The sequence below is a fragment of the Chitinophaga sp. W2I13 genome, from assembly GCF_050434005.1.
In the GTDB taxonomy this organism is placed as follows: domain Bacteria; phylum Bacteroidota; class Bacteroidia; order Chitinophagales; family Chitinophagaceae; genus Chitinophaga.
In genome coordinates this window covers 5,359,903-5,380,667 of sequence record NZ_JBNPWD010000001.1, presented here as the reverse complement: position 1 = coordinate 5,380,667, position 20,765 = coordinate 5,359,903, and the positions used below count along the sequence as shown (strand labels likewise).

The 20,765-nt window shown below is 48.9% G+C and carries 14 protein-coding genes; 3 read left to right on the top strand and 11 right to left on the bottom strand.

Going from position 1 to position 20,765, the window contains the following annotated elements; translation table 11 throughout:
- Positions 1-96: 96 nt before the first annotated feature.
- From QFZ48_RS22230 to QFZ48_RS22190, 9 genes are all read right to left on the bottom strand, one after another.
- Entirely contained in the window at positions 97-1,518 is a 1,422-nt protein-coding gene (locus QFZ48_RS22230) for a hypothetical protein (protein ID WP_429063671.1), read from the bottom strand.
- A gap of 14 nt (positions 1,519-1,532) precedes the next feature.
- Positions 1,533-2,582, bottom strand: a complete 1,050-nt coding sequence (locus QFZ48_RS22225; protein WP_429063669.1) for a hypothetical protein — start codon at positions 2,580-2,582, stop codon at positions 1,533-1,535.
- 310 nt (positions 2,583-2,892) lie between these two features.
- Positions 2,893-6,249 (bottom strand): DUF1080 domain-containing protein, encoded by a 3,357-nt coding sequence (locus QFZ48_RS22220; RefSeq protein WP_429063667.1) that lies wholly within the window; start codon positions 6,247-6,249, stop codon positions 2,893-2,895.
- Positions 6,250-6,268: 19 nt separating this feature from the next.
- A complete protein-coding gene (locus QFZ48_RS22215) occupies positions 6,269-7,546 on the bottom strand; it encodes a Gfo/Idh/MocA family oxidoreductase (RefSeq protein WP_370907454.1) in 1,278 nt (425 codons plus the stop codon).
- A gap of 166 nt (positions 7,547-7,712) precedes the next feature.
- On the bottom strand, positions 7,713-9,311 hold the full coding sequence (locus QFZ48_RS22210; protein ID WP_429049611.1) for a RagB/SusD family nutrient uptake outer membrane protein: 1,599 nt from the start codon (positions 9,309-9,311) through the stop codon (positions 7,713-7,715).
- Positions 9,312-9,328: 17 nt separating this feature from the next.
- Positions 9,329-12,601, bottom strand: a complete 3,273-nt coding sequence (locus tag QFZ48_RS22205; RefSeq protein ID WP_429063666.1) for a TonB-dependent receptor — start codon at positions 12,599-12,601, stop codon at positions 9,329-9,331.
- 120 nt (positions 12,602-12,721) lie between these two features.
- Positions 12,722-13,843: a FecR family protein gene (locus QFZ48_RS22200; RefSeq protein ID WP_429063664.1), complete on the bottom strand. Its 1,122-nt coding sequence runs from the start codon at positions 13,841-13,843 to the stop codon at positions 12,722-12,724.
- 70 nt (positions 13,844-13,913) lie between these two features.
- A complete protein-coding gene (locus QFZ48_RS22195; protein WP_429049620.1) occupies positions 13,914-14,531 on the bottom strand; it encodes an RNA polymerase sigma factor in 618 nt (205 codons plus the stop codon).
- 200 nt (positions 14,532-14,731) lie between these two features.
- Positions 14,732-15,610: an ROK family protein gene (locus QFZ48_RS22190; RefSeq protein ID WP_429063663.1), complete on the bottom strand. Its 879-nt coding sequence runs from the start codon at positions 15,608-15,610 to the stop codon at positions 14,732-14,734.
- Positions 15,611-16,126: 516 nt separating this feature from the next.
- On the opposite strand from QFZ48_RS22190, the gene QFZ48_RS22185 reads away from it, so the two are divergent.
- Both QFZ48_RS22185 and QFZ48_RS22180 read left to right on the top strand, forming a co-directional pair.
- A complete protein-coding gene (locus tag QFZ48_RS22185) occupies positions 16,127-18,037 on the top strand; it encodes an SPFH domain-containing protein (RefSeq protein ID WP_429063661.1) in 1,911 nt (636 codons plus the stop codon).
- A 166-nt stretch (positions 18,038-18,203) separates the two neighbouring features.
- Positions 18,204-18,608, top strand: coding sequence for a winged helix-turn-helix transcriptional regulator (locus QFZ48_RS22180; RefSeq protein ID WP_429063659.1), 405 nt, complete (start codon positions 18,204-18,206; stop codon positions 18,606-18,608).
- Between the two features lie 102 nt (positions 18,609-18,710).
- Here QFZ48_RS22180 and QFZ48_RS22175 read toward each other — a convergent pair whose 3' ends face one another.
- On the bottom strand, positions 18,711-19,493 hold the full coding sequence (locus QFZ48_RS22175; RefSeq protein WP_429063658.1) for an NAD(P)-dependent oxidoreductase: 783 nt from the start codon (positions 19,491-19,493) through the stop codon (positions 18,711-18,713).
- 159 nt (positions 19,494-19,652) lie between these two features.
- Here QFZ48_RS22175 and QFZ48_RS22170 point away from each other — a divergent pair, with 159 nt between their 5' ends.
- Positions 19,653-20,114, top strand: coding sequence for a DUF962 domain-containing protein (locus tag QFZ48_RS22170; protein WP_370907464.1), 462 nt, complete (start codon positions 19,653-19,655; stop codon positions 20,112-20,114).
- 5 nt (positions 20,115-20,119) lie between these two features.
- Here the strand turns inward: QFZ48_RS22170 and QFZ48_RS22165 are convergent, their stop codons facing one another.
- The gene (locus QFZ48_RS22165; RefSeq protein ID WP_370907465.1) at positions 20,120-20,692 is read right to left on the bottom strand and encodes a hypothetical protein; all 573 of its coding nucleotides are present in this window, start codon (positions 20,690-20,692) and stop codon (positions 20,120-20,122) included.
- Positions 20,693-20,765 lie beyond the last annotated feature (73 nt).

Sequence of the window (20,765 nt, the reverse complement as noted above, 5' to 3'; positions counted from 1 at the left end):
TCTTGGTTGACATGCTTATTAAACCGGTATTTCACTGTTTAATAAGCTAAGTATAGGTTTTAAAATAACTACCCTCAATAAATAGCATATGCGGATTTAAAAATTATACCCCAGCCTCACCTTCACAGGGTCCGTCCGCGGCACATGCTGGTTATACAAAAAATCAAACAACACCATCATATTCCCCTTCAGCTTACTATTGATTTTGTACTTCTTGCTAATACCAATCAACCCGCTCTGGGTCCACTTCTGCCCTACTCCTTCCGGTACGCCGGCATAATCCGGCTGATAATTCTGCTCATAGCCGCCATTCAGGAAAAAGGTGCCTTTCAGTTTCCAGTCGATGAACGAGCGGATGCCCATACCCTGACCGGAGAAATGGATATTGTCAAAGCCGGTGCCCATGCCCAGTTTGTAAGAAAGCCCAAGACCAGCGCTTCCGTTTTTATGAAACTTATAGGCGGCTTGTCCGGCGAGGTCGCCGGTAGTGGGGAAGAATTTATTGCTGCGCTGGAACTGGATGTTGCTTCCGAATTCCAATCGTTGCAGGAAGCTTTTTGTTTTCATTTCCTTTGGCTTGAAATCCGGCATCTCTGCGGCATTATCAAGATCAGGGAACTTACTTTTCAGTTCATCGAATTTGCTGCGGGCTTCGGCCATCTGCTGGCTTACGGCGGCACTGGCATTAGGACCGCTGCCTAAACGCTGCTGGATGAGCTGTTCCACCTGGTTGCGCGTTTGCAGTCCTTCGAGGTTGGCGGCTGATGCAGTAGCGCCTTGTATATTAAACAGGCTGGCGAGCTGAGAATGCTTCTGCATGAAGTCATTGAAAGCGGGGATCTTCTTAATCACTTCCATCGCTTTTTGCTCTGCTTTCTTTTTATCTTTAAAAACCTCTTTATACTCTTTCAGTTGCTGCGCATAATAGTAGGCTTCTTTATTCAGCTTCTGCAGATCTTTGGTGAAGCCGGTATACTGACTCAACTGATCTTTCAGCAATTGTTTACGCTCACGGATATACGCTTTGATCTGTTCTGCCTGGGCCAGTTTGTCTTTCAGGTTATCGACCGACTTTAACGAGCCATTCAATTTATCGGTAACACCTTTTGATTTTTCCAGTAACCCTTTGGAGTCTTTCAGAAAGGACAATGAATTGCTAAGGCTATCAAGATAAGGACCGCCGGATTGGGTTAAAGCACCGGAGTACTTCCCAAGCTTGCCTTTCATACGGGACTTCAGGCTTCCGAGAGAATCGATCGAATGGGCAAAAAGATTATTGGCTTTCAGGGAATCGATGCGCCCCAATCTGCGTTTGAGCTTCTCCTCCTGTTTCATGAACCGGCTCAGGGCTTTTTCGCTGCGCTGGGTGATCTGGCGCTCCATTTTATCTGACTTCTGTTTTACCTGCGACAGGTACTTACCCGGAATAGCGTTGGCTTTTTGCAACAGGCTGTCCTGGGCTTGTGCTGTACACAAGCAGGAAAATAACAGTAAGGTCAGTTGATAAATAGCTTTCATGGCGAATACAGGGGTTATTTCGTGGCGATCTTTTCTTTAAGCACTGCTACTTCTTTGGTAAGGGATAGCAGTTGCTTATTCATCTCTATAATATACAACATTTGCTCCTCAACTTTCTGCAATAACTGTTTGTTCATCTCTCCTACATCTACTCCGTTTTTCTCCACTTCGCTGGCAGATGGAATGCCGGGGAGATGTTGGTTCTTTACAACAAACTGTTCTACTTCAGACAGGGCTGGCAGTTTATAATCTGCATGGAAAACGAAATCAGGCCAATTGGCATAGGATTTCACGACGACTTTTGTAAAGATGCCGCTGCCATTCACTGCGAGCTTATAGCCTTTGGTATCTGTAGTTCCAATGGCTACGCTGCCGTTGGCTTTTACCAACATGAGGTTTACGCCTGCGCTGTTAACCGCCAGGATATTACTGGTTGTCAGCTTCGCCCCTGTTTTACTTCTGCTGTCAAGTATTATTCCGCCATAGGCAATATCAGAAGCCGGAAGTACATCCTCCACATCAGCTATAAGATAAAGACCCAACGAACGACCTGGGATATAACCCCCTCCGTTGATAACAGGAATATAATTCCCCGCGCTACCAGTGCCATTCATAAAACTCAGTGCGCCATCCAGCGCTGAAACATCAGTTTGTGTAAATCTGGCAAATACAGTTCCAGGCGAACCATCAACATGCAGCCTGGCAGACGGTGAGGTTTCTCCAATCCCAACAAATCCATTATTTGCAATCCTCATCGCTTCAAATTCACCACCACTGCCTCTTACAAAAAACTTCATAGCGGACATCCTTCCTGAAGCGTCAGTTCTCTCTACTTCGAGTTTTCCCAGGTCGAAACCGGCCATATTAAACTTGAGGGCGCCTACCACATCTAAAACGTCGGAAGAATGCGTCAGTTTTATGTTTGACAAACCAGCGGAGTAAATTTCCAGCTTTTCAGTTGGCGAAGTAGTACCAATACCCGCATTACCAGTGGCTTCCAGCTTATTCTGGGCGTAACTGCTCAACGCAACAAAAGAAAGAAGCAGGGAACAAGAATATTTCATAAATAGAGGATAAAATAATTAAACAAACTTATCAGGTATACAAATATGACTTACTATCAGGGCAAACAGTTACATTCTTACTGGGTTGAACACTACAGTTAATTCCGATACAAAATAGTAAAAATCAATTAAATCCAAGGCCAAAAGTAATTAACTTATCATTAATCAGATCATCCCACGTTCGTGGTATTTTGTCATGTGCATTCATCTCAACTTCACATTACAATAAGTGACAATTTAACTGATGAGGCAACCACAAAAAAAACCGCTCCTACTTGCGCAGGAACGGTTCTATATCTCAAACAAAAAACTACAGCGTTTTCACCCTGATATTCCTGAACCTCACAATTGATCCATGTCCCAGGAAACCGATATGACCGGTTTCCCTGTTCAGGCCAGGATGCTTCTTATGATCCAGTGTACCGTTTTTACGGGCGTCTGCAATGTCACCGTCGAGGATAACGGTGCCATTCAGTATTATTTTGATGTGCGTGCCATCAACAATGGCTTCTTCCGTATTCCACTCTCCAACAGGTTTCAGGAAGCCACGTTTGGCAGGAATAACGCCGTATACGGAGCCATGATATTGATATACCTGCAGGTCTTTATAGATATCTGCTTCGTTATCGAGGATCTGTAACTCCATACCTTCGTAGGCAGCATCACCTTCCAGCGGTGCGCGGATACCCAGGCCATTGTTAGCGCCCGGTGTCAGCTGGAATTCGAAACGGAAAGAGAAGTTTTTGTATTCGTCTTTCGTATAGAGGTTACCGTGACCGCCATTGGTTGGATAGATCACGAGATTACCGTTATCGATCACATAGTCTTTGGTGTTGCCTGTCCATTCGTGCATGTTGGTGCCATCGAACAGCATTTTGTAGCCGGCTTTCTTCTCTTCATCGCTCAGCACATAAGGCTTCGGACGGGGAATTTCACGGATGTAAAGATCACGGTATGCTACATAGGTACCATGTGCCTGCAGCTCGATCTGTTCTTCGGGGAAGATCGGCAATCCGCGGTTCCAATAGTTTTCCAGGATGGTGTTATCGGTTACGAGTTCTCCGTTGAGATATACCGTTACGCGATCACCCTGCATGAGGATACGGAAATGATTCCATTCGCCGATAGCGTTGTCTGCAAGTTTCAGTGGTTTGCTTTCATGTTGCTGGTTGTTGTATAAGCCACCGGAGCCAACCTGTGCGCCCACATCGGTGCGGGAGGTGTCCCATATCTGTACCTGCGGGGAACCACGGAGATAAATACCGGCATCGCCCTGTGAGGTGATCTTCCAGTCTACCAGCATCTCAAAGTCGCCATATTTCTTTTCGGTGCAGAGGTTATCACCGCTGCCGCTAAACACCAGCAGGCCGTCTTTTGCGGACCAGCCTTTGCGCATGTTGTCGTTTGCTTTGTCCTGCGCTTTGCTGAGTGCTTTGGCATCCATTTTTCCGCGTGCTATTGGGTTCTCTACGAGCCCTTTCCAGCCGGTAAGGTCTTTACCGTTGAAGAGCGGAACGAATCCTTCACCAGCGGGCATTTCAGCGAGATATTTGCGGATCGACTGCCGTTGGTAATCGGCATCGGGGCCGTTCAGTACTTTGAATGTTTTCTCTAACAAAGCGCGTACGATGGCGCCATTATAACTTTTATCTGCCAGTGCGATGTTCATTACAGCGTTGGCGGCGGCCTGTTGCACGGGTGCATTATCGAGGTAGTTACCTGCGAATAATAAGGCAGGCAGTGTTTTGCAACGCTCTACGCCTTCCAGCACCTTCTGTTGTATTACTGTTGAGGGCAACAGCTCCATGGCGTTGCGGAACATCAGCAGTTGCTGATCGGCGGGCAAAGCGGAGCGGCGGGTAAGCGCCACGTAGCCGGCAAGTGCTTCATCACGATAGGTAGCATCTTCGCGTGCAATTTTTAAGAGCGCAGGGGTAGCGGCCATATCTTTCCAGGAAGACAATGCCCTTACTGCTGCTTTTTTCGTAGCTGCGTCACCGTTATTAAAGGAGGTAACTACCGGTAACAAGGCATCTTTTTCACCGATACCTGCCAATACGGGAAGGTAGCGGGCTTGCTGACCGGCGGGCGCCTGCTTCATCTGTGCAAGTACGTCACTGCTGGTAGCGCCGGCGCTGATGAGCGCAGCCTGTATGCTGGCGATATCCGTTTCCCTGGTGGTGTTATTGAGTAAGGTAAATAGTTCCGGAAGATTTGCCTTTGTGGCCACATCCTTCAATGCGGCAATGGCCGCACTGCGGGTGCCGGCATCTGTGCTGGCGGTGAGGGGCAGTACATCATTTACGCGGCTGTCTGCTTTGCGTGCGGCCAGTACCGTTAGTAAGGCTGTTTGCGCTGCAGCAGGCATGGTGGCCAGCGAGGCGCCGGATTGTGCAGCTACTTCTTCGCCCGGCATAATCAGGAGTGCCTGCTTTACGGCTTCCACGGTAGCAGCATCTCCTGTTTTCATGGTTTGCAGCAGGGAAGGTAAGGCAGCGGCGCCACCGGTTTTGCCAGCCGCTTTGATGGCAGCCAGTTTTACGCTCTCCTCTTTGCTACCCAGTAATTTCTGAAGGGCAGGTAAAGCTGCGGCCACTTTATTATCTCCCAACATAGCTATTACAGCAGCTTTATTGGCATTATCAGGACCCGACAGTTTCTTCAGCCACAAGGCATTAGCTGCCAGGCCGTATTGACCTGCAAATTTCAGTGCAGCATCACGGTATTCCGCATTCTTATCATCCGCAGCCGCTAACAGCAGCGGCATATTCTTTTCACCACGGATGGCAGTGAGCAGTTTTAATGCTGCCGTACGGGTGTGTACCTGTGCATCTGTTTTTGTTTGCTTCAGTAAGTTCTCTGCTATTTTCGCTGCAGCTGCTTTATCAGTGATATTGGCAGCGTAGTACAGATAGGAAGCAGTAGCGTCGGTTACATCGTAGGAATAACCGCTGTTGGCAGCGGCAGTGGCTAATACCGGTGCAGAAGCCGGCGCGCCGATCTGCGCCAGTGCATACAACGCTACTTTGGCGAGTTTTTTATCTGCATTGGTGGCCAGTGGCGCAATAGTAGCAGCAGCGGCAGTATAACGGCTATCACCCAACGCTTCCGTAAGGGTGATGCGGTTGTTGCCGGAAGCGGCGCTGAGCGCCTGTAACAGGGCCTGCTGTGCAGCGGGCGTGTTAACTTTTACCAGTGCGCGCGCAGCAGGGTCGCACAAACGGTTATCTGTAAGATACGATTGCAACGTGCCGGTGGCGTTATCATCTGCCAGGGTTTCCAGCTGCGTGATCAGGAAAAATTTGTTTTCCGGTTCCGCTGTTTTTGCCAGTGCTTTGCAAAGCGCTGCAGAAGCCTGTTTGCGGACGGTTTCTTTTCCCGGCTGGGTAACATAATAAGCATATCCTGCCAGCGCATATTCCAGCTGCGTATTATTGCCCTTTCCGGGCGCAGCCAGCATACCGGCTATAGTAGTAAGCCCTTCTTCCCCCAGCGCCGCAATCGACTCCATATTGGCGTTAAACTGCGTTTTATTGGGTGCCGGCATCAACGCCAGCACATCGGCTATTTTGGTATGAAACGCACGCTGATCTGATGGCCCCTGTGCGGAAACCAGGCTACTCCAGCCAACCAGTAATGCAACGAGTAAGTATTGTATCTTTTTCATAATTCGTTTACTTGATTGTTTAGATAGTCCACGGTCCGCGCATTGGCTGATAGATCAGCGCATTGGCGCCAGCATCCTCTATAAATTCCTGTTTCACCGGGTCGAATTTCAGCGAGCGGTTCAGGCGCAGGGCAATCTTACCCATGTTTACGAGGGTAGCGGAGCGATGACCATTTTCCTCGTTCAGCGCAAACTTCCGGCGGTTCTTTACAGCGTCCACAAAATCTGTTTGCTGTGGGGCGGGGTCAGGGAATGCAGCCAGTTTCTTTTCCAGGTCCTGGATATCTGAGCGGAAACCCGGGTACAGTTTTCCTTTGGGTCCTTCTATATAAGCGGCCTTTTCATCGGCGCCATCACCATCCAGGATGATCTGGCAGCCATCTGCATAGGTGTAGGTAATTCTTCTCCAGGTGCCCACTGCATCAGGATGCTGTTGTGGTGCATCCACTTCCACACTTACCGGGCTGGTGTCATCTTTACCCAGGAAATACTGGATAGGATCCAGGTAATGCTGCCCCATATCTCCCAAACCACCACCATCATAATCCCAGTAACCACGGAAGGTTTGATGCACACGGTGCGGGTTATACGGACGATAAGGCGCAGGCCCCAGCCACATATCATAATCCAGTTCTTTCGGTACCGGCATGGCTTCCAGGTTGGTTTTGCCTACCCAGTAGAATTTCCAGTCGAAGCCCGTATGCTTGCTTACGGTTACCTTCAGCGGCCAGCCAAGCAGGCCGCTGTCTACCAGTTTTTTAATCGGCTTCACCGTGGTGCCCATTCCATAAAAACGGTCTTCAAAGCGGAACCAGGTATTCAGGCGGAAGATCCTTCCATGTTGCTGTACTGCTTCCACGAGGCGTTTGCCTTCGCCAATGGTGGCTGTCATCGGCTTTTCACACCAGATGTCTTTACCCGCGCGCGCAGCGTCTGCGGCAATGATACCATGCCAGTGCGGCGGCGTGGCCACGTGTACAATATCTACCTCTGGCAGGGTGATTACTTCGCGGTAGTCGCTAAAGGTTTTTACGCCTTTACTTTTATCTCCCAGCTGGTCCATTGCCAGTTTCAGGTGACTGCGGTCTACATCGCAGAGCGCCACTACCCGGGTGCCGGCGTAGCCAAAGTGGCCGCGTCCCATGCCACCGGTGCCTATAACGGCTTTGGTCAGCTGGTCGCTGGGCGCCAGGTAACCGCGGCCCAGCACATGCCTGGGCACAATTGTAAATGCAGCAAGCGCTCCCAGGGAATTTTTGAGAAATGCCCGCCTTGAATCGCTGTTTTGTTTCGCCATAATTCAGTTTAATTGAATGCCTGGATTTGTTTTGATTGATAGTATTAGTTCACTGTATGATGATATATTCACTGTATTGTCACATCGTGGTTGTATGAATGGTAAGATATAATCTAACAAGATGATATGCAAGTACAGTAACGAAAATTTGATAAACGGTAAAAAATTAATACCCGGTGTTCTGCGTCATTTCCGGGTTAGATAACATTTCCTTTTCCGGTATGGGCCACAGGTAATCCCGGTCGGTATACGAACGGTCCTGCACCTTTACGGCCACACCTGTTTCTGGATTGGTAGCGCCAAATACCTGCCCGTTCATTACCTGCTTAACAATACCCCATCTCCGGATATCAAAATACCGCTGCCCTTCAAATGCCAGCTCCGCCTGCCGTTCCCGGCGCACCAGCTGCCGCAGCATTGCTGCACTATTGTAGCGCTGCTGGTCAACCACCGGCATGCCAGCCCGGGTACGAACATCATTCAGATATTGTATGATCAGTGGATCCTGCCAGTTGCCCAGCTCAATCACGGCTTCTGCATAGGATAACAATATCTCACTGTAACGGATGTACATAAAATCGAGGGACCCACTCCTGCCCTGCCGGTCGCGCGGATCAAGGTATTTCCGGATCCAGTAGCCGGTGGCAGTAGATTTCTGCACACCTATTTTATCGGTGTTGTTGGTAGCATTATCAAAAGGAGAAAGGATATAATTGGCATCGAGGTACGACTGACCGGGATACAGGACAGACACAGCCAACCGGGGATCACGGTTATTTTTATAGTTGGGATCTTTACGGTATATCGCCATGGAATCAGGGCCTAGCTCCGCCGGGGTTTTACCCTGTTTTGTTTCAAAGTTATCTACTACCTGCGCCGTGGGCGACACGTAGGTTTCTCCCCCGATGCCATAAGGCGCAAAGGTGGTCCAGGCGTTGTCACAACCATTGGCCTTGAAAAAAATACGCTCTTTGTTTAATTCACCGGTGTAACTGAACAATTCCGCATAACTGTTCACGCCTGCTTTTTCACTGCGGTGTAATTTATAAACCCCGGTGCCGATGATCTTGGCCGCCGCATCCCTGGCCACATCATAGTGATGGAAAAACAATGCCAACCGCACGATCAGCGCATTACAGGCCCCTGCGGAAATACGCCATGTTTCATCGCTGTCGTATTCTTTCGGTAAGTTCTCCGCACACACTTTTAACTCGCTCAGGATAAATTCATATACTTTTTCGGCCGGATCTCTTTTCAGTCGGTTCTCCAGCGGGGTAACGGACTTTGTTACAATGGGAATGTCACCAAAAAACAGCATGATCTCCATATGATAAAAGGCACGTAATGCACGGGCTTCATACTTCATACGGGTGCGCAGCTGCTCGTCCATAAAACATTTATCCACGTTTTCAAGAAAACGGCAGGCACGGCGTACATCTATATAATCATCCCGCCAGATCCATTCGGCCACATCCCAGGTAGGGTTTTGCAATCCGCGGGTGTAAATATCGTAGTTACCTCTGAAGTCGCCGCGGCAAACGGCTTCGTCGCTCAGGCCCGACCAGAACATTACATTCCTGCCGCTGGAACCTGCCGGCACCCCGGCATAAATAGAGCCAAGCGCATTATAGGCATGACTCTCCGTTTTCCACCACTCCAGGTCGGTAACACCGGAGGGGTTATCGTGGGTGAGAAATTTTTTGCAGCCCGGTGAACACAGTAATACCAGGCCCAGTATCATCGTTATGTTGAATTTCATTTTCATTGCGAAAAGTTGAATGGTTATAGTTGAATACTTACCCCTGCAGTATACATTTTCATAATGCCATACGTCCATTGGTTGCCCTGGCTTTCAGGGTCTACCAGTTTCATGGAAGTGAATACAAACGGATTTTGTGCATTCAGGTATACCCTGGCACCGTTAACGCCTATACGTTTTAACGTAGTGCTGCTGAAATTATAACCCAGCTGGATATATTTCATCCTGATGTAGGCGCCGTTCTGGATCCAGAAATCGGACGACAGCTTATTGATATCCGGTGTAGTGGTTAAGCGGGGAAAGCGGGCATTGGTACGCTCAGGCGTCCAGTAGTTGTCTGCATAATATTGTGTAGGAACACCTCCGTCAAAAGACATATCCAATGGATAGGCCAGCATACCTGACAGCACCGCATCGCTTTTACTCACGCCCTGCAACAGCATTTCCAGTTCCCATTTTTTATAGGTGATGCGGAAGTTGGCAAAGAAGTCGGCGCGCGGTGTAGGATTGCCGATCACTGTTTGGTCGTTCCCATCAATGACATTATCCCCGTTCTGATCCAGGTAGCGGATATCTCCTGGTTTTGCATTAGCGATCACTGGTACCAGCGGCGTGCCATCCGGTTTAAAATCCGCGGCCTGCAACAAACCATTTGTTTTATAACCATATAAACTCTTCAGTGCATATCCTTCCTTGTCAATGTTCCTGCCACTGATATAAGGGCCGCCCAATACCGTCAGGAAGGTGTTTTTATTATAAGAAACGCCAGGGCGTACAGAGAGGGTGACATCTTTACCAATACGACCATTATAATTCAGCGACAGCTCCACTCCTTTGTTCCGCAATTTGCCTGCGTTGATGGGAGGAGTGCCCATACCGCCTACATAAGATACCGGTGGCTTGAGAATAATACCATTGGTAGTTTTGTTGTAGAAGTCGAACGTAAGCTCCAGTTTACTCTGCAGCAAAGCCAGGTCCAGTCCCAGATCCAACATGTCCACTGTTTCCCAGGTAATATCCGGGTTACCGAAAATTGATTCCACGCCATCTGTGGCGCTGATCATATTCTGGTACTGGTAAAGGTCTATATTCTCATTACCCAGCCGGCCGTAAGATGCACGGAGCTTCATGCTGCTAATAACAGATACGGGCGCCATAAAGGACTCCTTATGTACATTCCAGCCCAACGCTACGGAAGGAAATGTACCGTATTTATGACCCGGACCAAAACGTGATGAACCATCTGTACGAATGGCTCCTTCCAGCAGGTATTTATCTTTATAAGAATAATTTACTTTTCCATAAAACGATAACAGGGAATTTACATCCCAGAATTTACTATTGTTCTCTTCCTGTGAATAGCCACCCATCAGATAAAAGTGATGATCTTTCAGGTCATAGGTATAGTCGGCCGTTACGCCTGCGTAATAGTAAGTAGTCCTATCCATAGCAGCAGTCCGCTGCACACCCCATGTTTGCACCAGTTTACCGGTATAATAATCAAAGAAGTAATAATTGTCACGGGAAGTGCGGGTCACGTCGCTGTTCAACCGGAAGCTGAATTGTCCGCGGAGATTCAGGCCAGGCAATACTTCCCATTTAGGCTGCAGGTTAATACTGGATTGACCGTACTCATTGGCAGATTGACCGCCATGTTCTGCGTAGGCCACCGGGTTTACAATATCCACGTAGCGGCCATACATGACCGGTGCGCCATCTTTTGCCGGGTATTTGGGAAGAATGGTAGGCGGTACCCGGAAAATATCTTCCAATATCCTGTTTCCATTACTCCCATTGGGACGGTTAGGATAAAAAGTATTTCGTTTGATGGCCAGCATGTCCATGTATACCAGGAACTTTTTGGTAAGGGTAATGGAGGTATTGGCGCGGATATTATACTTATTGGAGTGGTTGAGGGGAATCATCCCTTGCTGGTTCTGATAGTTGGCCGTTAAGGCAAAACGTGCGAGGCTGTTACCGCCGCTCACTCCCACCGAGTGACTGGTAATAGGTGCCGCGCGGTTCAGGATTTCCTTCTGCCAGTCGGTGTTAGGATATTTTACCGGGTCGTCGCCGGCTGCTGTATGTTGAATATCTTCTTCCGAATAGAATGGCGCGTTGCCGGCATTCACCTGTGCTTCGTTAAACATGCGCATATATTGCGGCGCTTCCACCAGCGCCGGCATGGAGGAGGGCGACTGCACACCATAATAGCCATCGTAGGTAACGGCTACCCTTCCGGCTACGCCGCGTTTGGTCGTTACCAGTATAACACCGTTAGCGGCGCGGGCGCCGTATACAGCGGCAGCGGCGGCATCCTTCAGGATGGTAACGCTTTCCACGGTAACGGGATCAATATAGTTCATGTCCATCGGCACACCATCCACCATTACCAATGGATTGGAGGCGTTCGTCGTGCTGATGCCACGGATCTTTATTATAGCAGCATCGCCACCGGGCAGACCGGAACTTTGCGTTACCTGCAAACCGGTAACGCCTCCCTGCAATGCCTGTGATAATGCGGTAATGGGCTTGCCATTGGTTTGCTGTGCAATATTTACAGAGCTGATGGAGCTGGCAATATGTTTCCGTTGCTGTTCTGAAAGGCCCACCACTACTACTTCATCGAGGGCAGCTACGTTTTCTTTCAGGGAAATATTCAGTGCATTGTGGCTCCGGATAATGGTATATTCCTGCGCGAGGTACCCCATTTGCGTAAAAACAAGCACCGCATTTTTTTTAGCGCGGAAGGTGAAGTAGCCATCGGCGTCGGTAGTGGTACCAAGACTGTTATTGTCTTTTACCCGGATAGTTACTCCCGGTAGCGCCTGCGGAGGTTCATGCGTATCGTATACCCGTCCGCGTATGAGATAGGTACTGTCCTCCAACAGCGAGATGGTTGACAGGCGTTGCTCCGGCTTACCTTTTTCCTTCGGAATGATGGCTACCTGGTTGCGCATGATGCGGTAGCTGAGACCTGTATTTAACAGGGCTTTGTCCAGTACTTCGTTGATCTTTTTGTCCTGCAGATCAAGCGTCAGCGGTTGTTCCCTGTTTACCAGTTCATCTTTATAAAAGATACGCCAGCGGCTTTGCGACTGGATCTGGTTAAACAGCTGAGGCAAGGTGCCCTGGTGCAGTTTGATGTTGAGGTGTTCGTCCTGCGACTTGCCGGTAGCAGAAACCCCAAGGATAGCGATGAACAGTAAAATTACAGTCAGTTTCATTGTTCTCAGGAGTTTAATGGCAAAAACATTGCCTGGCGGTACCCGCCATTGTGCATAGATTTTTTTCATAACTTCACTACAGTTTTTTTAGTTAAACAAAAAGACAAGCCCGTCCCCGCTTCGGCGGGGCTGTGCAACCGGAAGATGTCCCACCATCTTCCGGCTTTTTTTTGGTGATATGTTTGGTAATTAGTCTTTCTCTTTCAGTACGATGCGCTGTCCCTGGCGCTCATAGCGCAGCGAGTTGGTAGCGCATATCACGTCAAGTACGTTTTCAAGATGATCTTCCAGGTCAAGGTCGCCGGAACAGGTTTCCAGTCCGGGTTGTGTTGATGCAAGGTCCAGCTGTATATTATAGTAACGCGTTAATTTTTTCAGGATTTCTTTCAGCGGTGTACTGTAAAACAGCAGGCGCCCGTCTTTCCAGGCAGTATAGGTTGCTACATTCACAGTGCTTACCTGCAGGGTTTCGCTTTCCATGCCTACCGTAGCCATTTCGTTGGGTTGCAGCTGACGGGAATGTTGCCCGAAGCGGCGCTGTGAAGGCAGGTGGAGGCGCACACTTCCCGATGCCAGTACCAGGGTTTGCTGGTGGTCGTCCGGATAAGCGCTGATATTAAAGGAGGTGCCGAGCACTTCTGTTTCTATACGTGAAGCATATACGAAAAATGGCGATCCGGCATTGGGGGCTACCTCAAAAAAGGCTTCCCCTTCCAGGTATACTTCCCGTTTTTTCCGGTGAAAGGTAGCGGGATAAACAAGGCGGGAGCCGGCATTCAGCAGCACGATGGTGCCATCTTCCAGCTGGAGGCGGGCGCGGCGGCCGTAAGGTACCAACAGCGTATTGTATGGAGCTGTAGACGACAGGGTACTATCCGCATTGATGGTTACGCCTTGACCTCCATATACCAGTGATGCGTTTTTTCCTTTTACTACGATCGCGGGTTGCTGCCCAAGGATCAGGCGGGTATCGGTGGCGCGTTCCAGGTGTTGCTGCTGAGCAAACTGTACCAGTGAGTGCGGAGCCTGGGGCCAGAACAACCAGGTGGCCACGGACAACAACAGCAAGACGGCAGCGGCGATTTTGAGGAACAGGTATCTGTGCACAAATGGTTTGGCTGCTAACCCCGCGGCGATATCCTGCCACAGCAGGGCTTTATCGGCCGGGTCCCACGTTTCTGTGGCGGCGTTTGTGATCATGCGTTGCACGGCATCTGCCATTTGCTGTTGCACGGGATCATCGCTTTGTGCAGGCGGCTCATGGTCATTACCAAGCAGGTCTTCCAGTTTCAGGTGTTTCTTATCAGGCATCTTTCGGCATCTTTGCTATATAGAGCAACAAACAAACAGGATATAGACTCCGGAACGAAACTTTTTTTATTCAGGGATGCTCCCGGGAAATCCAGGACATTAAGAGGATCATTAACGGCAGCACCGGTACCTTTTCCATGTTGGCACGCAGTTGCCGGAACGCTCTGTAGGCGAGAGTGCGGCAGGTTGGTACACTTATTTTCATGATTCCCGCCACTTCTTCGTACGACAGGCTGCAGTTGAATTTGAGGAAAAGGACTTCTTTCTGCCGGGCGGGTAATTCGTTCAGTTCACGGGCCAGCAGCCGGAGCAATTCCTGCTGCTGTTCCGCTGCAATCAGCAGCTGTTCTGCATCCGGCTCATAGAAGATCGAGAAATAGTCTTCCGGATTGGCAGTATGCAGCATAGTGGCATTCTTTTTTACGGCCTGGTGGATTTTCCTGCGGAATGACCGGAGCAGGTAAAACCGGATGTTCACGTCATGCGCCAGGTTATTCCTGTAGTGATAAAGACTGGTAAAAAGCTCCTGGATACAGTCTTTTATCGTGCTGGTATCTTTTATATATCTCAGGCCATACCGGAAAAGCATATCCGCATACATTTCATACAACTCCCTGTAGGCTTGTTGATCCCCCAGGATGACATTGTTCCACAAAATATTATCAGCTGCAATTAGGCGGTCTTTCAAACAGTAAATATTTAGAAGTGGTTGATGCCCCTAATATAAAGGAAAAAGCAGAAAGCTGAAAGCAATAAACAAAAAGCTACTGGCACAGGCACCGGAGCGGATATTTTTTCCGGAGATGAATATGCTCCGGGAACTTACCTGCTTTGGTCATTGCGCCAATAGCTTCTTTTTATTTTATGTTTTTGCTGAACGGGTGGTGCTTATGCTTCCTGGAAGGCATGCCATAAGCTGGCTGCGCCGATCAGTGCTGCGGCTTCGCCGAGGATAGCTATAACTACCGGGATGGTGATCTGTTGTTTTTCCAGTTCTTTTTTTAGTTGGGGAAGAAACAGTTCTGCCGCATTGGCGATATTTCCGCCGATCACTACAATTTCAGGTTGTTCTTCTTTAATAAAGGTGGTAAGAAAAGTACCGAGGTTTACCGCAAACTCATTGAACAGCTGCGGTATCCTATCGTCAACGCCTATACGTGCTACCAGCGCTTTTACATCTGCTATTGCTTCGCCGCTTATTTCTTCATAGCGTTTTACAAACCAGCGCGTAGAGAGATAGTCTTCCGCCATACCCTCTTTAAAGGGAGCGCACCAGCGATTGGCATCGTTGGCTGCTCCGTCGCGATAGATGGCGGAACCCAGTCCGGTGCCCAGTGTAAGGCCAATTACCTGTTGGTGATTCCTGCCGGCGCCGCTGAATACTTCGCCCTGCAGGAAGCAGCCGGCATCATTGATAAAGCGGATTTGCTGGGGGGAAATTCCGAGGCGCGTTGCCAGTAATTCCTTTACATTCAGGTTGTATAAAGCGTCATATTTGTGTTGCCCTTTCATGAGGCTGATCCCCCGCTCATAGTCGAACGGGCCAGGCATCCCGATGCCGATGTGCCGTACATCTTCAGAAGCGTGGGTGAAAACCTCACTGATAACAGCCGCCCAGCCATCGATGATATCTGCTACTTCGCCCTGTGAGTTAATACGTGTGCGGTTCCATGAACTTTCTATGATGGATCTTGTGCCAAGATCTACGAGTGCTGCGGTAATGTGAGAGCCGCCGATATCTATTCCTAACGCCGTGGAATTTGTCATAAATTCAATAATAGAATGTTTTGCTAAATCGTTAAAGCTATACAAATATAAAAAACTATTTGGTTGACATGCTTGGAAAAATCGTTTTAGCAGAGTGAATAATGGTTAAACTCTTCCCAATATAGGGCGTTTTTCCAAAAATCAAAAAAAACGGACAAATTTTCAACGGATATCAAAAAAAACTGCCCGGCATTATCTGAAACAGTTTGCAAAAATGATCCGGAACAACTTATCTGAAAATCCGTGCTAAAGGAACTATCGTTTGCCCGGAATTATTTTGACAGATGAAAAATAATCATCACTTTTACATCGTAATTCATTCTTCAATGGAATCTGATCATTGCTCCGGCAACAACATCCTGATATCTTATATCGCTACGAACTTCAACACTTCGCCCCCACTTTTCTGAAACATACCTGCATGGCCCAAACCCTGATCTGACAAGTCCGTCAGCCGTATCGCCATGCCGTTAAATTCATCTTACACAAATACATACCTTAACAACAACCCTGCAAATGGAAAACACATTTCTCAGATGGGCTTTGCTTATCGGCCTGCCCATTCTTTGCCTTGTACTGTACAAAGTAATTCTTCGTATATGCTTTGGCGTAGTCATTGTACCGGAAGACCGTATTGGTCTGGTTACTAAAAAATTTGTACTGATCGGTAAACAGGAACTGCCGGAAGGCCGCATCCTCGCCACCAACGGCGAAGCTGGCTTCCAGGCGCAAACACTCGCTCCCGGCGTATACTTCTGGAAATGGATCTGGCAGTACAGCGTTGCCTTCCAGCCATTTACCATCATCCCTACCGGTAAAATAGGACTGGTACTGGCTAAAGACGGTTCAGAACTGGAAACAGGTGCTATCCTGGCCCGCAAGGTTCCCTGCGACTCCTTCCAGGACGCAGTGGCCTTTCTCCGGAATGGTGGCCGCAAAGGCCGGCAAACTGCTATTATCACGCCCGGATCATACCGTATCAATACCTTCCTGTTTGAAGTGGAAATCACGGACATGCTGTCCATCCCCGACAATGCGGTAGGAATTGTGACTACCCTCGAAGGACAAGCCATTGAAACCGGCTCCATTGCGGGTAAAACCATCGACAAACACAACAACTTCCAGGATGTGGATGCCTTCCTCGAAAAAGGCGGTTACAAAGGCTTGCAGGAACAGGTGATCCTGGCCGGCTCCTACTTTATTAACCCCTGGTTTGCCAAACTGGAAATGGTTCGCATGACGGAAATCGCGATCGGCCATGTAGGGGTGGTCATTTCCTTCGTGGGTAATGATGGCGTGGATCTCAGCGGCGCAGAATTCAAACACGGTAATATTGTGGCCAAAGGTACCAAAGGCGTATGGGCAGAACCACTGGGACCCGGTAAGTATCCTGTTAATCCCTATATCATGAAAGTAGAATTGGTACCTACCACCAACCTGGTGCTGAACTGGGCCACCGCCAGAAGTGAAGCCCACCAGCTGGATAAGAACCTCTCTACCATCACCGTAAGGAGCCGCGACGGTTTTACTTTTAACCTCGACGTGGCACAGATCATCCACATCCCTACTACCGAAGCCCCCAAAGTAATTGCCCGCTTTGGTAATATGAGCAACCTGGTCACACAGGTGCTGGAACCCACCATCGGTAACTACTTCCGTAACTCCGCCCAGGGATCAGATGTGATCAGTTTCCTCACCAGTCGTAAGGAACGGCAAACCTCCGCGAAGGAGCATATCGGCCAGGTACTGGACCAGTATAATGTGTTCGGGGTAGATACCCTCATTGGTGACATTGTGCCACCGGAAACACTGATGAAAACACTGACCGACCGTAAAATTGCGGAAGAACAGAAAATCACCTATGATACAGAACGACTGGCACAGGAAACCCGCCAGACGCTGGAAAAAGAAACCGCCATTGCAGAAATGCAGAAGGAAATTGTAAAAGCCGACCAGGGTGTTTGGATTGCGGAAAGACATGCAGACGCCTCCGTGAAAAAAGCGACCGGTGACGCCAACAGCGTGCGGTTGCAAGCCAACGCGGAAAGCGACCGGATGAAATTACTGGCCGGCGGTGAAGCAGAAAAAATACGCCTGCTGGCCAAGGCAGAAGCGGAGCGTACTGAATGGATTGCAAAAGCGGATGCGGAAAAAATTGCCCTCACTGGTAAGGCAGAAGCAGAAAAGATCCTGGCTATTGGTCAGTCCAGCGCAGAATCCTATAAACTGGCGGTGGAAGCAATGGGTGGCAACAACTTTACCCAACTGAAAGTAATGGAAGCCATCGGCACGCAGCAGATCCGTATCATGCCGGATGTACTCATCAACGGTGGAGACAGCGCCAACGGACCGATCAGCGGACTGCTCGGACTCAGACTGCTGGAAGACGTGGCAAAGAAAAACGAAGCCGGTAAACAGGCAGAATAGTCACTGCCGCAGGCATAACAAAAAGGGGAGGCCGTGATGCCTTCCCTTGTTGTTTAATAAAGCTCCCCTGGACAGGGTTACCAAAAGGATAGCGTTATCCTTTACGATAGCAGCGCATTGCGTATCTTTATACCCGTTTATACCCGGAAAAAGAAAATTTGAACGTATGCGAAAAGAAAATTCCTCTAATGCCATCAACGGAAAGCAGCTGCGCGGCGACTGCGGCACAGCATATACCCTGTCGTTGATCGGCGGACGCTGGAAACCCAGCATACTGTGGCGATTGCTGGATGGTAAACTACGTTATAACGAACTGAAAAAGTCGATCACCGGCATTTCGGAAAGAGTGCTGGTATTGCAGTTAAGGGAACTGGAAAACGACCACCTCGTTAAGCGGATCGTGTACCCGGAAGTGCCCCCGCGGGTGGAATACGAACTCACCCCGCTGGGATGGAGTATGGAAAGTATGTTGCAGCATATCTCCGACTGGGGAACCATGCACCGGGAAGACGCCATAGCGCGCCAGGCGTCCAAAGAAAAGACCGTAGCGGCTATGGCCGGTAAAGATTAAACAGTAAGTCCGGCGTCTTCCAGCGCACCGGAAGCCAGCGCGGTCCAGTCGGCATCATGTATATCCTTCGCCAGGATGGTTGTGAGCCGGTTCTGCACCAGGTTAGCCAGCGGCATCGGCGGTATGCGATTTCCGCGCCGTTTGCAATACCAGGTCCATATCTTTCAACCCTAATTCCGCACTGAAAGAAGGATTACCCGTAAATTTACGGTCAAGGATCATGGCTCCATAATTCCTGAAGATGGGACCCGAAAATAAAGTAGTCGTGAGCATTTCATATGCCTCTCTGGGATCTACCCCGTTTTTCTCCGCCAGCGCAAAGGCTTCTGCCATCAGTTCCAACGCCCCGGCAATCATAAAATTACCCATCAGCTTCAGCACATTGGCGCTGCCTGCGTCTTCTCCGAGATCAAAAATGTTGCGGGCAAATCCAGCCTCCAATAAAGGACGGATCCTTTCTTTAGCCTTAGCCGGACCGGAAATTACCGAATTACCCGCTTTCGCGGTCGCCGCTTCCGGACGCGCAAATACCGGCGCCCCTACAAATAACACCCCGTGCTTTGCATGACCCGCCGACAACTCCCTGGAAATATCCGGTGATACCGTACTCATAGACACATGGATACCACCTTCACCAAGGGCCTGCACCAGCGCATCGGTAGCTATTGCTTCCAGCGCCTTGTCGTCCGCTACCAGGCTCAGTACAATTCCTCCTTTAACGGCAGTTTCCTCCGGGCTGCCCACCAGTATAGCGCCCAGCTGCTCCAGCGGCAACGCCTTCTCCCTCGTACGGTTATAAATTCTTAAAGTGTATCCTGCCTTCAGCAGGTTCTCTGCAATGGGATAGCCTAAATGGCCAGTGCCGATAAATCCAATGGTTTCCATAATACTTCAGTTAATGACTTCCTGATTCAAATCTATCAATTCAAAACGATTAATAAGAACATATTTGGATATTGCTTTGTTGGTAAAGAAATTTCTGAAGTACTCATTTTCGCTTATTTAACGTATTTTAATACCAGCACTTTATAAACCGCCACCGCTATGAGAACAATCCATCAATGGCTGGACGAGTACGGCAGCAGCCACCGTAACCATACCAACAAACTGATTCACTGGATTTGTGTACCCGCTATTTTTTTTAGTATCGTCGGATTTTTATACGCGATCCCATTGCCCATTGGTGGCGTACGTTCCTACATTTCGGTAGCGCATGTGGTATTGCTGTTACTGATCATTTACTATTTGCGCCTCTCTCCTTCTCTGGCGGCTGGCATGTTGCTGATAGGGGTGATCTGCTTATGGCTATGGCGCCTTATAGCGGCCACTCAGCTGGTGATCTGGCAGGTGGCGCTGTTTATTTTTGTAGCAGCCTGGATCGGGCAGTTTATCGGCCATAAAATAGAAGGCGCAAAACCTTCCTTCTTCAAGGACCTGCAATTTCTGCTCATCGGGCCGGCATGGCTGCTGAGTTTCATCTATAAAAAAGTAGGCATCCGCCTGTAAATGCCTCATGTGGCGGCCGACAAATAAAGCCGTAATACATAACTCATCTCGTATAAGATAAATAAAATAACCAGCGCCCCGTGAAAGGTCCGGTTACTGATCCTGATGGCCAGCAGGCAGAGGACAATGTGCGTGATATTACGGATCGGGTATTCTATCCCGAAATGATGAAAGTAATCGTGTCCTTTTATCAGCGTATCTATTACATCTGCAATAAACGAAAACGCCAGCACCCCAAAGAACCACTTTCGTCGTGAGTAAAAGTAGTCCTGGTATCCTTTATAATCTTTCAGATCGTCGGGGTACAATAGTGCACAGAGCAGGAAAAAGGTGGTAATAAAGGAGATGATAAAGATATATTCCGGGAAAGTCCATTTCTTCAGTGCGTGCAACGGCATTTCCCACCACCAGAAATGCACCAGCATCACAAAGATGTAGGCTACCCATGAAAGGTGTATCCAGTAAGGCTTTTCCCGGTTGGGATGCTGGATGAATTTGGCAGTGCCTTTGAGCAGATGTGCAATGCTGAGGCTCAGGATAAATCCTATCACCATTCTTACATGGCCGAATGTTTCCATAGCGGGGTATTTCTATGAATTTAATTCATTGCCCCTGAAAAAACAAAAGCCCCGATTAAAATCGGGGCTTATT

Excerpts from the sequence above, each read along its gene's own strand:
- QFZ48_RS22205 (WP_429063666.1), bottom strand. The coding sequence starts at position 12,601 with ATGAAAAAAATCTATGCACAATGGCGGGTACCGCCAGGCAATGTTTTT.
- QFZ48_RS22210 (WP_429049611.1), bottom strand. The coding sequence starts at position 9,311 with ATGAAAATGAAATTCAACATAACGATGATACTGGGCCTGGTATTACTG.
- QFZ48_RS22175 (WP_429063658.1), bottom strand. The coding sequence starts at position 19,493 with ATGGAAACCATTGGATTTATCGGCACTGGCCATTTAGGCTATCCCATT.
- QFZ48_RS22230 (WP_429063671.1), bottom strand. The coding sequence starts at position 1,518 with ATGAAAGCTATTTATCAACTGACCTTACTGTTATTTTCCTGCTTGTGT.
- QFZ48_RS22165 (WP_370907465.1), bottom strand. The coding sequence starts at position 20,692 with ATGGAAACATTCGGCCATGTAAGAATGGTGATAGGATTTATCCTGAGC.
- QFZ48_RS22215 (WP_370907454.1), bottom strand. The coding sequence starts at position 7,546 with ATGGCGAAACAAAACAGCGATTCAAGGCGGGCATTTCTCAAAAATTCC.
- QFZ48_RS22185 (WP_429063661.1), top strand. The coding sequence starts at position 16,127 with ATGGAAAACACATTTCTCAGATGGGCTTTGCTTATCGGCCTGCCCATT.
- QFZ48_RS22180 (WP_429063659.1), top strand. The coding sequence starts at position 18,204 with ATGCGAAAAGAAAATTCCTCTAATGCCATCAACGGAAAGCAGCTGCGC.
- QFZ48_RS22190 (WP_429063663.1), bottom strand. The coding sequence starts at position 15,610 with ATGACAAATTCCACGGCGTTAGGAATAGATATCGGCGGCTCTCACATT.
- QFZ48_RS22170 (WP_370907464.1), top strand. The coding sequence starts at position 19,653 with ATGAGAACAATCCATCAATGGCTGGACGAGTACGGCAGCAGCCACCGT.
- QFZ48_RS22200 (WP_429063664.1), bottom strand. The coding sequence starts at position 13,843 with ATGCCTGATAAGAAACACCTGAAACTGGAAGACCTGCTTGGTAATGAC.
- QFZ48_RS22225 (WP_429063669.1), bottom strand. The coding sequence starts at position 2,582 with ATGAAATATTCTTGTTCCCTGCTTCTTTCTTTTGTTGCGTTGAGCAGT.
- QFZ48_RS22220 (WP_429063667.1), bottom strand. The coding sequence starts at position 6,249 with ATGAAAAAGATACAATACTTACTCGTTGCATTACTGGTTGGCTGGAGT.